The 13,933-nt window shown below is 67.6% G+C and carries 14 protein-coding genes; 11 read left to right on the top strand and 3 right to left on the bottom strand.

All coding sequences use genetic code 11. The features are described 5' to 3' along the window. Positions 1-82 precede the first annotated feature (82 nt). Positions 83-1,525 carry a glyceraldehyde-3-phosphate dehydrogenase gene (locus tag DBY63_RS22830; protein ID WP_007162394.1) on the top strand — a complete coding sequence of 481 codons (1,443 nt, stop codon included), beginning with the start codon at positions 83-85 and terminating at the stop codon, positions 1,523-1,525. Between the two features lie 209 nt (positions 1,526-1,734). Beyond that, positions 1,735-3,129 (top strand): Si-specific NAD(P)(+) transhydrogenase, encoded by a 1,395-nt coding sequence (sthA, locus tag DBY63_RS22835; protein ID WP_027598363.1) that lies wholly within the window; start codon positions 1,735-1,737, stop codon positions 3,127-3,129. A gap of 357 nt (positions 3,130-3,486) precedes the next feature. Here the strand turns inward: sthA and DBY63_RS22840 are convergent, their stop codons facing one another. The 3 genes from DBY63_RS22840 to DBY63_RS22850 are packed head-to-tail and all read right to left on the bottom strand — an operon-like array spanning position 3,487 to position 5,057. Next, a complete protein-coding gene (locus DBY63_RS22840; RefSeq protein ID WP_027601465.1) occupies positions 3,487-4,203 on the bottom strand; it encodes a glycerophosphodiester phosphodiesterase in 717 nt (238 codons plus the stop codon). A gap of 15 nt (positions 4,204-4,218) precedes the next feature. Beyond that, positions 4,219-4,509, bottom strand: a complete 291-nt coding sequence (locus DBY63_RS22845) for a phosphodiesterase (RefSeq protein WP_108582902.1) — start codon at positions 4,507-4,509, stop codon at positions 4,219-4,221. Continuing rightward, on the bottom strand, positions 4,506-5,057 hold the full coding sequence (locus tag DBY63_RS22850) for a PilZ domain-containing protein (protein ID WP_027598360.1): 552 nt from the start codon (positions 5,055-5,057) through the stop codon (positions 4,506-4,508). The genes DBY63_RS22845 and DBY63_RS22850 overlap by 4 nt, the downstream gene beginning before the upstream one ends. A 107-nt stretch (positions 5,058-5,164) precedes the next feature. Between DBY63_RS22850 and DBY63_RS22855 the strand changes: the two genes are divergently transcribed. The 9 genes from DBY63_RS22855 to kdsB all read left to right on the top strand — a co-directional run bounded on the left by DBY63_RS22855 (position 5,165) and on the right by kdsB (position 13,931). Beyond that, a complete protein-coding gene (locus DBY63_RS22855) occupies positions 5,165-6,415 on the top strand; it encodes a lipoprotein-releasing ABC transporter permease subunit (protein WP_027598359.1) in 1,251 nt (416 codons plus the stop codon). Continuing rightward, positions 6,408-7,109 (top strand): lipoprotein-releasing ABC transporter ATP-binding protein LolD, encoded by a 702-nt coding sequence (gene lolD, locus DBY63_RS22860; protein ID WP_026083696.1) that lies wholly within the window; start codon positions 6,408-6,410, stop codon positions 7,107-7,109. The genes DBY63_RS22855 and lolD overlap by 8 nt, the downstream gene beginning before the upstream one ends. Positions 7,110-7,116: 7 nt before the next feature. Next, the gene (locus DBY63_RS22865) at positions 7,117-8,358 is read left to right on the top strand and encodes a lipoprotein-releasing ABC transporter permease subunit (RefSeq protein ID WP_044342598.1); all 1,242 of its coding nucleotides are present in this window, start codon (positions 7,117-7,119) and stop codon (positions 8,356-8,358) included. Positions 8,359-8,461: 103 nt separating this feature from the next. Next, positions 8,462-10,702, top strand: coding sequence for a DNA internalization-related competence protein ComEC/Rec2 (locus tag DBY63_RS22870; protein WP_108582903.1), 2,241 nt, complete (start codon positions 8,462-8,464; stop codon positions 10,700-10,702). Between the two features lie 191 nt (positions 10,703-10,893). Then, entirely contained in the window at positions 10,894-11,529 is a 636-nt protein-coding gene (locus DBY63_RS22875) for a MotA/TolQ/ExbB proton channel family protein (protein WP_027598356.1), read from the top strand. Beyond that, complete coding sequence (locus DBY63_RS22880; protein WP_108582904.1) at positions 11,526-11,966, top strand: biopolymer transporter ExbD; 441 nt, start codon at positions 11,526-11,528, stop codon at positions 11,964-11,966. Before DBY63_RS22875 ends, DBY63_RS22880 begins: the two co-directional genes overlap by 4 nt. Continuing rightward, positions 11,963-12,970, top strand: coding sequence for a tetraacyldisaccharide 4'-kinase (gene lpxK / locus DBY63_RS22885; protein WP_108582905.1), 1,008 nt, complete (start codon positions 11,963-11,965; stop codon positions 12,968-12,970). The genes DBY63_RS22880 and lpxK overlap by 4 nt, the downstream gene beginning before the upstream one ends. Before the next feature lie 14 nt (positions 12,971-12,984). After that, entirely contained in the window at positions 12,985-13,170 is a 186-nt protein-coding gene (locus DBY63_RS22890; RefSeq protein ID WP_007162406.1) for a Trm112 family protein, read from the top strand. Beyond that, positions 13,167-13,931 (top strand): 3-deoxy-manno-octulosonate cytidylyltransferase, encoded by a 765-nt coding sequence (kdsB, locus tag DBY63_RS22895; protein ID WP_074584753.1) that lies wholly within the window; start codon positions 13,167-13,169, stop codon positions 13,929-13,931. Before DBY63_RS22890 ends, kdsB begins: the two co-directional genes overlap by 4 nt. Positions 13,932-13,933 lie beyond the last annotated feature (2 nt).

A 13,933-nucleotide genomic window follows, 5' to 3' on the forward strand; every position in this document is an offset into this window, starting at 1 on the left:
GACGCGCGTAGATTGCCTGGGACAGGCAGCGCGGTCATAATGTAGTTCCTTTTTTCAGCTCCTACATAGGGAAGGATTTGTCGTGAGTCAGAAGCCTGAGCAGTGCCTTGAAGAATGGATCGATCGCGAAGCGCTCGCCGAGGCCATGATTCCCCTGATTGGTCAGCTGTACCGTAACAACAATGTTGTGACCTCCATTTACGGTCGCGGTTTGGTCAACCGTTCAGTGATCTCCATTCTCAAGGCCCACCGGTTCGCCCGCCAGATCGACAACGTCGAGCTGTCCGTGCAGGACACCTACCCGCTGGTGAAGGCCCTGAGCGAGCTGGAACTGGGCGCCGCCTCCATCGACCTCGCCCGCTTGAGCCTGAAATTCAAGGCCGAAGGCGCCGGTCGCGACCTCAAGGACTTCCTGCGCAGCGAGCTGTCCGCCGTGGTCGGCAAGCAGGGCGTCGAGCAGCGCAAGGGCAAGGACGTCGTCCTCTACGGCTTCGGTCGCATCGGCCGCCTGCTGGCGCGCATCCTCATCGAGCACCAGGGTAGCGGCGACGGCCTGCGCCTGCGCGCCATCGTCGTGCGCAAGGGCGCCGACAATGATCTGGTCAAGCGTGCCAGCCTGCTGCGTCGCGACTCCGTGCACGGTTCCTTCGACGGCACCATCACCGTCGACGAAGCCAATAGCACCCTGTGTGCCAACGGCACCCTGATCAAGGTGATCTACTCCAACGATCCCACCACCGTCGACTACACCCAGTACGGCATCCAGGATGCCATCGTGGTCGACAACACCGGAAAGTGGCGCGATGCCGAAGGCCTGGGCCAGCACCTCAAGTGCAAGGGCGTCTCCCGCGTGGTGCTGACCGCACCCGGCAAGGGCAGCCTGAAGAACATCGTGCATGGCATCAACCATGACACCATCACCGCCGAAGACACCATCGTCACCGCGGCCTCCTGCACCACCAACGCCATCGTGCCGATCCTCAAGGCGGTCAACGACAAGTACGGCATCGTCAACGGTCACGTCGAGACCGTGCATTCGTACACCAACGACCAAAACCTGATCGACAACTTCCACAAGGGCGATCGCCGTGGCCGCAGCGCCGCGCTGAACATGGTCATCACCGAGACCGGCGCCGCCAAGGCCGTGGCCAAGGCGCTGCCGGAACTGGCTGGCAAGCTAACCGGCAACGCCATCCGCGTGCCGACGCCCAACGTCTCCATGGCGATCCTCAACCTGAACCTGGAAAACGCCACCAGCAAGGACGAGATCAACGAGTACCTGCGCGAGATGGCGCTGCATTCGCCGCTGCACAAGCAGATCGACTTCGTGAACTCGCCGGAAGTGGTGTCCAGCGACTTCGTCGGCTCCCGTCATGCGGGTGTGGTCGATGCCGGTGCCACCATCGTCAGCGATAACCGTGTCGTCCTCTATGTCTGGTACGACAACGAGTTCGGCTACAGCTGCCAGGTCGTGCGGGTGCTGGAAGAGATGGCGGGTGTCAATCCGCCGGCCTTCCCGGCCTGAGTCTTGCGTCCTAGGCAAGGCTGACTTGCAAGAAAAAACGGGAGCCCGCGTGGCTCCCGTTTTCGTTTTGACCGGGTTTTGCGCCACAATAGCGACCCGTGACAAGAGGTCGCAGCCCCCTGGGGCGATCTCGCGCCGGATCCGACCTCTCGCGAGGCGGTCCGGCTCCAGCCGTCGCCTGCGGACGGCTAACCTTCTGAGGAGAAAGCATGGCGGTCTATAGCTACGACGTGGTGGTACTGGGTTCGGGACCGGCAGGCGAGGGCGCGGCGATGAACGCCGCCAAGAATGGCCGTCGCGTGGCGGTGGTGGACAATCGCCAGGTGGTCGGCGGCAACTGCACCCACCTGGGCACCATTCCCTCCAAGGCGCTGCGCCATTCGGTCAAGCAGATCATCCAGTTCAACACCAACGAGATGTTCCGCTCCATCGGCGAGCCGCGCTGGTTCTCCTTTCCCGACGTGCTGCGCAGCGCCGAGCGGGTGATCGCCCGCCAGGTGTCGTCCCGCACCAGCTACTACGCGCGCAATCGCGTCGACCTGTTCTTCGGTACCGCCAGCTTCGCCGACGAGAACACCATCGAGATCGTCAACCTGCGTGGCGACCTGGAGCGCCTGGTGGCCAAGCAGGTCGTCATCGCCACCGGCTCGCGACCCTATCGCCCGGTGGACGTGGACTTCAGCCATCCGCGCATCTACGACAGCGACACCATCCTGTCGCTGACCCATACCCCGCGCCGGCTGATCATCTATGGCGCCGGGGTGATCGGCAGCGAGTACGCCTCCATCTTCAGCGGCCTCGGCGTGCTGGTGGACCTGATCGACAACCGCGACCAGCTGCTCAGCTTCCTCGACGACGAGATCTCGGACGCCCTGAGCTATCACCTGCAGAACAACAATGTGCTCATTCGTCACAACGAGGAATACGAGCGCATCGAAGGCCAGGAAAACGGCGTCGTCCTGCACCTGAAGTCCGGCAAGAAGCTGCGCGCCGATGCCCTGCTGTGGTGTAACGGCCGGACCGGCAACACCGATCAGCTGGGCCTGCAGAACGTGGGCATCTCGGTCAACAGCCGGGGCCAGGTCACCGTCGACGAGAACTACCGGACCTCGGTCGCCAACATCTACGCGGCGGGCGACGTCATCGGCTGGCCGAGTCTGGCCAGTGCCGCCTACGACCAGGGGCGTTCGGCCTCGGACAATATCCTGCACGACAACAACGGGCGGGTGGTCAACGACATCCCCACCGGCATCTACACCATTCCCGAGATCAGTTCGCTGGGCAAGACCGAGCGCGAGCTGACCCAGGAGCGGGTGCCCTACGAGGTCGGCAAGGCCTTCTTCAAGAGCATGGCGCGGGCGCAGATCTCCGGCGAACCGGTGGGCATGCTGAAGATCCTCTTCCACCGCGAGACCCTGCAGGTGCTGGGCGTGCACTGCTTCGGTGACCAGGCCTCGGAGATCCTGCACATCGGCCAGGCGATCATGAACCAGGAAGGCGAGGCGAACAGCATCCGCTATTTCGTCAACACCACCTTCAACTACCCGACCATGGCCGAGGCCTACCGGGTAGCGGCCTTCGACGGCTTGAATCGGTTGTTCTGAGTCGGCCCAGGTTGAGCGGACGGAGGCGAATGTCCGCTCGGCTAGCCCCCTCTCCCCTCGGGAGAGGGCTGGGGTGAGGGTGCTCCCCGTAGCAGTCTCCAGTGGAAAAGGCTGCGCCGTTTTCCACGCTACGGAGTCGGCTCGCATCACTGCCCAGGCGGTCCGCCGCTGCGGCCGCTCCTACGGGTGTTTGCCTAGAGGTAGGAGCGCGGTCTTTATCGCGGCCATGGGCCGCTCCTACGGTTACATCGAGCCTGTAGGAGCGGCCCATGGCCGCGATCAGTGAAGCATCAGAGCCCCGCAGAGGCGGCCGCAGCGACGGACCCCATGGCCGCGACTGCTCGGGCAGGCAGGAGCCTACCCCAGCGTCCGTCGCGCCAGACTCGGAAAATCGGTGATCAGGCTGTCCGCGCCGAAGTCGGCCAGGCGGCGCATCAGGCTGGCGTCGTTCACCGTCCAGACCGAGACGTGCAGGCCCTGACGCTGAGCCTTGAGCAGCCGTTCCGGGGTGCACAGCGTCCAGTTCAGCGCCAGCAGGTGGCAGTCGTAGTGAGCGGCCACCTTGAGCGGATCCAGCCAGGCGTATTCCGCCACCAGTCCACGCGCCAGCTGTGGGGTGTCGCGCTGCAGGGCGCGCAGGACTTCGCGCGAGGAGCTGGTCACAGTCACCTTGTCCTGCAGGCCGAATTCCTCGACCAGCTGGGCGATGGCTCTCACGGTCTGCGCCGCCCGCACTCGCGAGGCGCTCTTCACCTCCAGCTGCCAGTGTTCGAAGGAACACTTCTCGAACAGCTCGCGCAGGGTCGGGATGGGGCAGGGGCGCGGCCACACCGGTCCGCCCTGGCGGGCATCCAGGGCGACCAGATCGGCGACCGCCTTTTCGCTGACCTTGCCGCCACGCCCGGTGGTGCGTTTCAGGGTCGGGTCGTGGATCACCACCAGCTCGCCGTCCCGGGAGAGGTGCAGGTCCAGCTCGCAGCGCGTGACGCCCAGTTCCAGGCACAGCTCGAAACCAGCCAGGGTGTTTTCCGGGGCTTCGCCGCGGGCGCCGCGGTGTCCGTAAATAAGGGTCATGAGGGCTCCTTGGCGCTAGGGTGAGGGGACCGGGCGCCGCGGTTCGCGTACCGCGTCCAGCACCCGGTCGTTTTCGAAATAGACGCTGAAATCTCTGTAGTCCCAGCGGCGGATGGGCGGCCGACCGACCGGCGGGTGCTCCTGATCGGGCAGGCCGAAGCGTTCCAGGACCTGGCTGCGGCTGTCGCCGCGCAGGGGTAGCGGGGTACTGCCATCGCCCTGCTGGCCCAGCGGGATCTGCAGGGTCTCGGCCAAGCCGGGCAGGGCGGCGCCGAGCAGCAGGAGCGCCAGCCAGGGGCGTTTCACGCCTCGTCTCCTCGGTCGGCGCGGCGCACCCGGGCCTGCTGACGCAAGACGTGGCGCGCCAGCAGCTGGCGCTGGGCGTCTTCCAGGTCGATGAAACTGGTGCCGATCTCGTACCCGCCCTTGACGGCCTGGCAGCCGGTCACCTCGGCCAGCACCTGCAGGCCCAGGCCCTGGGGCGGCAGTGCCATGCGCAGGTCTAGGCGGGTGCCCAGGGCATAGGGCTCGGCATCGACGAAGGCCAGGCCGCCTTCGGACAGCACCACGTCGCGGGTGGCGCCGCTGTCGTGCAGGAGATTCCAGGTAAAGGCCTGGCCGAGCAGGTCCAGGCGCTTGTGCACCAGGCGCAGGCAGGCGGTGACGGCGCGGTCGCGCTCGTCCAGATTGCGCAGCAGATGACGGGATTCGAATTCCAGCTGATGCAGTTCGCTCAGGAGTGCGAACAGCGGCGCGGTCTCGCCGGGGACCCCGTCGGCAGGGCTGATTTGCAGTGCGATACGGTCGGTGATGCGATAGTATTCCCGCCGTTCACGCGCGTCTGGGGTGGTCATGTCGGGCCGCTCCGTGGGTGATGGCCCCGAGTGTAGCCGGCGAGCCGGCACGGTGTCGCCGTCCAACCCGCAGGGCGCCTACGTCTTTCCGCCGTGCAAGCGAGCCTATGTTCAGACCCCTGCCGATCTACCTTGGCCTGCGTTACGTCCGCGCCAAGCGCCGCAACCATTTCGTCTCCTTCATCTCGCTCACCTCCATGATCGGCCTGGCCCTCGGCGTGGTCGTGATGATCGTGGTGCTGTCGGTCATGAACGGCTTCGACCGCGAGATGCGCGATCGCGTCCTCGGCATGATTCCCCATGCGACGGTGGAGTCCTACCAGCCGGTCAACGACTGGCGCAGCGTGCGCGAATTGGCGCTGCAGAACAGCCAGGTGGCCGCGGTGGCGCCCTTCACCCAGTTGCAGGGCATGCTGGCCCACGACAAGGCGGTGCAGACGGTATTGCTCAACGCCATCGATCCGGCCGAGGAGCCCAAGGTCTCGATCATCCCCAGCTTCATGCGCGAGGGCCGGCTCGACGACCTCAAGCCGGGCGAATTCGGCATCATCATCGGCTCCCTGGCCGCCGAGAAACTGGGCGTCAAGGTCGGCGACAAGCTCACCTATATCGCCCCGGAAGTGGCCGTGACCCCGGCCGGCATGTTTCCGCGCATGAAGAGATTCACCGTGGTGGGCATCTTCAGCGTCGGCGCCGGCGAGCTGGACGGCTCGGTGGGCCTGATCGACATCGAGGACGCCGCGCGGCTGCAGCGCTGGCCGGCGAACGCGGTGCAGGGCGTGCGCCTCAAGTTGCACGACCTGTTCCAGGCGCCCGACGTGTCCTGGAACATCGCTCGCCAGCTGCCGGGCAACGACTGGTACGCCCGCGACTGGACCCGCACCCACGGCAATCTCTACCAGGCTATCGGCATGGAAAAGACCATGATCGGCCTGCTCCTGCTGCTGATCGTCGCCGTGGCCGCCTTCAACATCGTCTCCACCCTGGTGATGGTGGTGACCGACAAGAAATCCGACATCGCCATCCTGCGCACCCTGGGCGCCACGCCCCGGCAGATCATGGCGGTATTCATGGTCCAGGGGACCTTCATCGGCGTCATCGGCACCGCCATCGGCTGCCTGCTGGGCGTGCTCGCCGCACTCAACGTCAGCGCCGCCCTGGCCTGGGTGCAGCGGGTCACCGGCCACCAGTTCCTCAACGCCGAGGTGTATTTCATCGACTACCTGCCGGCGCAGCTGCAGCTGCACGACGTCCTGCTGGTCTGCGGCGCGTCCTTTGCCCTGAGCTTCCTGGCCACGCTCTATCCCTCCTGGAGCGCCGCCCGTACCCAACCCGCCGAGGCCCTGCGTTATGAATGATCGAGCCGTTTTGCGTTGCCAGGACCTGGGCAAGCGCTACGAGGAAGGCCCCCAGACCGTCGAGGTGCTGAGCAACGTCCAGCTGACCCTGCAACCGGGCGAGCGGGTGTCCATCGTCGGCAGTTCGGGGTCGGGCAAGACCACCCTGTTGAACCTGCTCGGCGGCCTGGATACCCCCAGCAGCGGCAGTGTCTGGCTCGACGGCGAGGAGCTGTCGGCGCTCAACGAGAAGGCCCGCGGCCTCCTGCGCAATCGCGCCATGGGCTTCGTCTACCAGTTCCACCACCTGCTGCCCGAATTCAGCGCCCTGGAAAACGTCTGCATGCCTCTGTTGATCGGCAAGGCCTCCATCGGCGAGGCCCGCGAGCGCGCCGCCAAGCTGCTGGAGCGGGTCGGTCTCGGCCATCGCCTGGGCCACAAGCCGGCCGAGCTGTCCGGTGGCGAGCGCCAGCGCGTGGCCATCGCCCGGGCGCTGGTCAACCAGCCCAAGCTGGTGCTGCTCGACGAACCCACCGGCAACCTCGACCAGCACACCGCCCACGGCATCCAGGATCTGATGCTGGAGCTGTCCACCTCGCTGCGCACCGCCTTCCTGGTGGTGACCCACGACCAGGTGCTGGCCGGCCAGATGGACCGGATGCTGCGCCTGGACGAAGGCCATCTGGTCGACGCCACGCCGGCCCGGCAGGTCTGAGGTCGCCATGTTCAGACCGCTTTCGCTGTTCATCGGCCTGAGATACACCCGCGCCAAGCGGCGCAAGTCGTTCATCTCCTTCTTCTCGCTGGTCTCCATGTTCGGCCTGGCGCTGGGCGTGCTGGCCATGATCCTGGTGCTGTCGGTGATGAACGGCTTCCAGGAGGAAATGCGTGGCCGCATCCTCGGCATGGTGCCCCATGCCTTCATCAGCGCGGCCCAGCCGCTGGACGACTGGCGCCCGCTGGCGGCCAAGGCCGAGCAGCAGCCCCATGTGCTGGCGGCGGTGCCCTATACCCAGTTGCAGGGCATGCTCTCGGTACGGGGGCGCATGCAGCCGCTGCTGGTGGACGGCATCGATCCCGCCCAGGAAAAACGCGTGTCCATCGTCGGCGACCGCATGACCCAGGGCAGTCTCGACGCCCTCAAGCCTGGCGAATTCGGCATCGTGCTGGGCGAGATCGCCGCGCGGCGCTTCCAGCTGGAGCTGGGCAGCCAGGTCACGGTGATCATCCCCGAGGTCGGCGCCACCGGCAGCATCACCCCGCGGCTGCGGCGCTTCACCGTGGTCGGCACCTTCAAGGTCGGCGCCGAACTGGATGCCTCCCTGGCGCTGATCAACGTCGCCGATGCCGCGCCGCTCAAGGGCTGGCAGCCGGGCCAGGTGGAAAGCATCCGCCTGGCGCTGGACGATCTGTTCCAGGCGCCGCGCATTTCCCGTGACGTGGCCAAGGCCCTCGGCGACGGCTACCAGGCGCGCGACTGGACGATCTCCCAGGGCAGCCTGTTCCAGGCCATGCAGATGGAAAAGACCATGATCGGCCTGCTGCTCTTGCTGATCGTCGCCGTGGCCGCCTTCAACATCATCGCCACCCTGATCATGGTGGTGGCCGACAAGAAGGCCGACATCGCCATCCTGCGCACCCTGGGCGCCACGCCCGGGCAGATCATGGCGGTGTTCATGGTGCAGGGCACGGTGATCGGCCTGGTCGGTACCCTGATCGGCGGCGTGCTGGGCGTCATCGCGGCGCTCAACGTCAGCAGCTGGATCGCCGCCCTGGAGCGCCTGGTCGGCCACAAGCTGTTTGGCGGCGACATGTACTTCATCAGCAACCTGCCGTCGCGGCTGGAGCTGGAAGACGTGGTGCTGATCGCCGTGGCCGCCCTGAGCATGAGTTTCCTGGCGACCCTCTATCCCGCCTGGCGCGCCTCGCGCACCTCACCGGCCGAAGCCCTGCGCTACGACTGATTCCTGCCGGGCCAGGTGGCGCCATGCCCCTGGTCCTGTGGTGTCCAAACTGCTCTAATCCGCGCTTCTGAAGCCCTTTCGGCTCTCCATGGATGGAGTCCTGATGCGCGCCGCTCTGCTGTCCTTTGCCCTGGGCGTGCTGCTCCTGCGCGCCTTCGCCACGCTGCCGTCGCTACCGCTGCTGGCGGCCCTCGCGGCCGTGGCCCTGGTGCTGCTGTTCACCCGCCTCCTGGCGCTCGGTGCCCTCGGGCTGGGTCTGGCCTGGGCGCTGCTCAATGGCCACTGGGCGCTGGACGATCGCCTGGATCCGGCGCTGGAACAGCGGGTGCTGTGGATCGACGGCCAGATCAGCGGGCTGCCCACGGTGGACGCCGATTCGGTGAGTTTCGTGCTCGCCGGGGCGACCAGTCGCCGCGCGCTTGAGCTGCCGGCGCGGATCCGCCTGAGCTGGCACGGCGGGCCGCGCCCGCTGGCCGGCGAACGCTGGCGCCTGGCCGCGGAGTTGCGCGGCCCGGCGGGCCTGGTCAACCCCCTCGGCCAGGACCGCGAAGCCTGGCTGCTGGCCCAGGGCATAGGCGCCACCGGCAGCGTCAAGGATGGCCAGCGCCTGGCCGCCGCCAGTGGCCTGGCGACCTGGCGCGACGGCATCCGGCAATACCTGCAGAGGCGCGATCCGGCCGGGCAGGGTGGGCTGCTCGCCGCCCTGGTGGTGGGCGACGGCTCGGGCATCACCGATGCCCAGTGGCAGCTGTTCCAGGACACCGGCACCGTGCACCTGATGGTCATCTCCGGGCAGCACATCGGCCTGATCGCCCTGGGCGTCTACGCCGGAGTGGTCCTCCTGGCGCGGCATGGCTGCTGGCCGCGCCGGCTGCCCTGGCGCCTGTCCGCGGCGGTGCTGACCATCGCCACCGCGCTGGGCTACGGACTGCTGGCCGGCTTCGAGGTGCCGGTGCAGCGGGCCTGCGTCATGGTCACCCTGGGCCTGGTCTGGCAACTCGGGCGCCAGCAGGTGCGGCTGGCGGATGCCGTGCTGCTGGCCCTGGTGCTGGTGCTGGCCGCCAATCCGCTGGTCAGTCTGCTGCCCGGCTTCTGGCTGTCCTTTGGCGCCGTGCTGTTGCTGCTGTGGAGCTTTGCTGGCCGCCTGGGCCGCTTGCCCTGGTGGCTCACCCTCGGACGCGCCCAGTGGTGCATGGCCGTGGGCCTGGCGCCGCTGCTGCTGGCGCTGGGCCTGCCCCTGAGTCCGAGCGGCCCGCTGGCCAATGCCCTGGCCGTGCCGCTGATGGACCTGGCCATCGTGCCCCTGGCCCTGGCGGGGACGCTGCTGTCCCTGCTCTGGTCGCCGCTGGGAACTCCGGCCTTGCTGCTGGCGGGTGGCCTGCTGCAGGGACTGCTTTGGCTGCTGGGCGGCTTGGCGCACCTGGGGGCGGCCTGGCAACCGGTATTGGCACCGACTTGGGCGCTATGGCTGGCGGGGCTGGGCGCGCTGCTGGCCCTGCTGCCCGCGGGGGTGCCGCTGCGAGTCTTCGGCGCGCTGCTGATGCTGCCGGGGCTGTTTCCCCCGCCACCGCTACCCGCGGAGGGCCTGGCACGGATCACCGTGCTGGACGTGGGGCAGGGCCTGGCAGTGCTGGTGCGCACCCGTGACCATGCACTGCTCTATGATGCCGGTCCGCGCCAGGGCAGCTACGACAGCGGCGCCCGGGTCGTCCTGCCCAACCTGAAGGCCTTCGGCATCGGCAGCCTGGACGTCATGCTGCTCAGTCATGCCGATGCCGACCACGCCGGTGGTGCGCCGGCCCTGGCCAGGGAACTGCCGCCAGGACAGGTGCTCAGTGGCGAGGCGGGACGCCTCACGCCGGAACTGCACGCCCGGGACTGCACGGATGGGGCCGAGTGGCGCTGGAACGAGGTCGCATTCATCACCTGGTGGCATCCCGCTGCGGATTCCAACGCGTCCTCCTGCGTGCTCAGCGTCGAGGCCAGGGGCGAGCGCCTGTTGCTGACCGGCGACATCGACGCCCGCCGTGAAGCCGAACTGCTGGCCAGCGGTGTGCCCGTGGCGGCGGAATGGCTGGTCGCGCCGCACCACGGCAGTCGCAGCGGCTCCAGCGCCGCCTTCATCGACGCCGTCCAGCCACGTGGCGTGCTCATCTCTCGGGGGCTGAACAATCGCTATGGCCATCCCCATCCCCAGGTACTGGCGCGCTATCGCGAGCGCGGCGTGCTGCCCTACGACACCGCCGAGCGGGGCGCCCTGAGCTGGACCCTGGGTCGCTGGGAGGTACCAAGCGGGCAACGCCAGGTGCGGCATTGGTGGCGGATAGGCCCACCGACACCCTGATAGCCTATTCAAAGGCTGCTGCGCGTCGGCCAAACCGCGTTGAAAAGACCTTCGGAATGCTCATTTACCATTCGTAAACTCCGCTTCCTCAGGTCTTGTCGCCTTGTTTGTCTCTAGCTCGCGAGCCCTTGAACAGGCTCTCCGGCGTTCGTGCTAGAGTGGCCGCATTTTGCGGCAGGGGTAACGGTCTCGTGTTCGAAATGGTCAAAGCGGGCGGCTGGATGATGCTGCCGATCATTCTCAGTTCCATCCTGGCCACGGCCATCATCGCCGAGCGGCTGTGGACCCTCAGGCGCAGCCGGGTCGCACCGCCGACGCTGCTCGCCCAGGTCTGGCGCTGGATCCAGGACAAGCAGCTCAATGCCGAGCGGCTGCGCGAATTGCGCGCCGGATCGCCCTTGGGCGACATCCTCGCCGCGGGCCTGGCCAATTCCCGCCATGGCCGCGACATCATGAAGGAAGCCATCGAGGAAGCCGGCAGCCGCGTGGTGCACGACCTCGAGCGCTACCTCAACACCCTCGGCAGCATCGCCGCCCTGGCGCCCCTGATGGGGCTGCTGGGTACGGTGTTCGGCATGATCGACATCTTCAGCGCCTTCATGAACGACGGCATGGCCAATGCGCCCATCCTCGCCGGTGGCATCTCCAAGGCCCTGGTCACCACCGCCACCGGCCTGCTGGTGGCGATTCCCGCGGTGTTCTTCCATCGCTACCTGCTGCGCCGGGTCGATGAGCTGGTGGTGGGCATGGAGCAGGAAGCGGTCAAGCTGGTGGACATCCTTCACGGCGATCGCGAGGTGGACGTCCGCGAAGGAGTTCCGGCGTGAAATTCCGTCGCCGCGCCGGGGGCGCCGCTCGCGAAGAGGTCTATATCAACCTGGCGTCCTTCATCGACGTCATCTTCGTCCTGCTGCTGTTCTTCGTGGTGACCGCCACCTTCAGCAAGCCCAGCCAGCTGAAGATCGAATTGCCCGAGGCCGATAGCGCCGCCGCGGCCGCCAATCAGGGCAAGCTCCTGGAAATCAGCATCACCGCCGAAGGCCAGATGGCGCTCAACGGCCAGACCCTGGCGCGCAATGACCTGACCGGCCTGACCACCGCGCTGCAGCGGGAATCCGGCGGCGACAACAGCCTGCCGCTGGTGATCACCGCCGATGGCCGCGCCACCCACCAGGCGGTGGTCATGGCCATGGACGCCGCCGGCAAGCTGGGTTTCAGCCAGTTGCGCATCACCACCCTCGAGGCCCAGGCGAAACGGCCGTGAGCCTGGGCGAGCGCCTGGTCCGCGCCTGGTACCAGGGGCATCCGGCCCTGGGCCTGCTGGCGCCGCTCGAAGCCCTCTATCGCCGGGTCGCCCGGCGCAAGCGCCAGCGTTTCCTGGCGGGGCAGGGCAGCATCCATCGCGCGCCGGTACCGGTCATCGTGGTGGGCAATCTCACCGTGGGCGGTACCGGCAAGACGCCCATGATCCTCTGGCTGATCGGCCACCTGCGCGCCCGTGGGCTCAAGGTCGGGGTGGTCAGCCGCGGCTATGGCGCCACGCCGCCGAGTCTGCCCTGGCGGGTGCGGGCCAGCGACACCGCCGCCGTCGCCGGCGACGAGCCGCTGCTGATCGTGCAGCGCACCGGGGTGGCGCTGGTGACGGATCCCGACCGCGGTCGCGCCGTCGAACGCCTGCTCGCCGAAGAATCGCTCGACGTCATCCTCAGCGACGACGGCCTGCAGCACTATCGCCTGGCCCGCGACCTGGAGCTGGTGATGGTCGATGCGGCGCGCGGCTTCGGCAACGGTCGCTGCCTGCCGGCCGGCCCCCTGCGCGAACCCCTGGAGCGCCTGGCCGAGGTGGACGCCGTGATCCACAACGGCGCCGCGGTCGATCCGGCCGACGGCTTCGGCTTGACCCTGCAGCCCAGTGCCCTGGTCAATCTGCGCAGCGGCGAGACGCGACCGCTGGATTTCTTTCCGCCGGGGCAGCGCCTGCACGCCCTGGCCGGCATCGGCAACCCCGGGCGTTTCTTCGCCACCCTCGAAGGACTACACTGGCAGCCGTTGCCCCATGCCTTCGCCGATCACGCCACCTACAGCGCCGCGGACCTGACTTTCACCCCCGCGCTGCCGCTGGTGATGACCGAGAAGGACGCGGTCAAGTGCCGGTCCTTCGCCGCCGCCGACTGGTGGTACCTGGCGGTGGACGCCCAGCCCTCGGCCGCCTTCGTCGCCTGGCTGGGCGGGCGTCTCGACCGACTCCTGCCCGAACACTCTCACTGACGGAGCCTCTGCCCATGGATCTCAAGCTGCTGGACATCCTCGCCTGCCCCCTGACCAAGAGCCCGCTGATCTTGAGCGACGACAAGACCGAGCTCATCAGCAAGGCCGCCGGCCTGGCCTTCCCGATTCGCGACGGCATCCCGGTGATGCTGGAAAGCGAGGCGCGCATCATCACCACGGACGAGCGTCTGGATAAATGAGCGCCGCCTTCACCGTCGTCATTCCGGCACGACTGGCCAGCACCCGGCTGCCCAACAAGCCGCTGCTCGACATCGCCGGCAAGCCGATGATCCAGCACGTCTGGGAGCAGGCCCGCCGCAGCGGCGCCGAGCAGGTGGTGGTGGCGACCGACCACGACGACATCCAGCGTGCCTGCGAAGGCTTTGGCGCCCGGGTCCTGCTGACCCGCGCCGACCATGCCTCGGGCACCGATCGCCTGGCCGAGGTGGCCGAGCTGCTCGGCCTGGCCAGCGACGCCCTGGTGGTCAACGTCCAGGGCGACGAGCCGCTGATTCCGCCGGCGGTGATCGACCAGGTGGCGGCCAACCTCGCCGCCCATCCCGAAGCCGGGGTAGCCACCCTGGCTGAGCCGATCAGTGACGTCGATAGCCTGTTCAATCCCAATGTGGTCAAGGTGAGCACCGACGTGAACGGCCTGGCACTGACCTTCAGCCGGGCACCGCTGCCCTGGGCGCGCAACGCCTTCGCCAGCGATCGCGCGCAGCTGCCCCAGGGCTTTCCCTATCGTCGCCACATCGGCATCTACGCCTACCGCGCCGGCTTCCTTGCCGATTTCGTCAGCTGGGGCCCCTGCGCCCTAGAAGAGACCGAAGCCCTGGAGCAATTGCGCGCTCTCTGGCACGGCGTGCGCATCCATGTCGCCGATGCCCTGGAAGCGCCCCAGGCCGGCGTGGATACCCTGGAAGATCTCGAACGCGTCCGTCGCCTGCTGGGAGCCTAGAT

The sequence above is a fragment of the Pseudomonas sp. RIT411 genome (genome assembly GCF_003057735.2).
Lineage (GTDB): Bacteria > Pseudomonadota > Gammaproteobacteria > Pseudomonadales > Pseudomonadaceae > Chryseomonas > Chryseomonas oryzihabitans.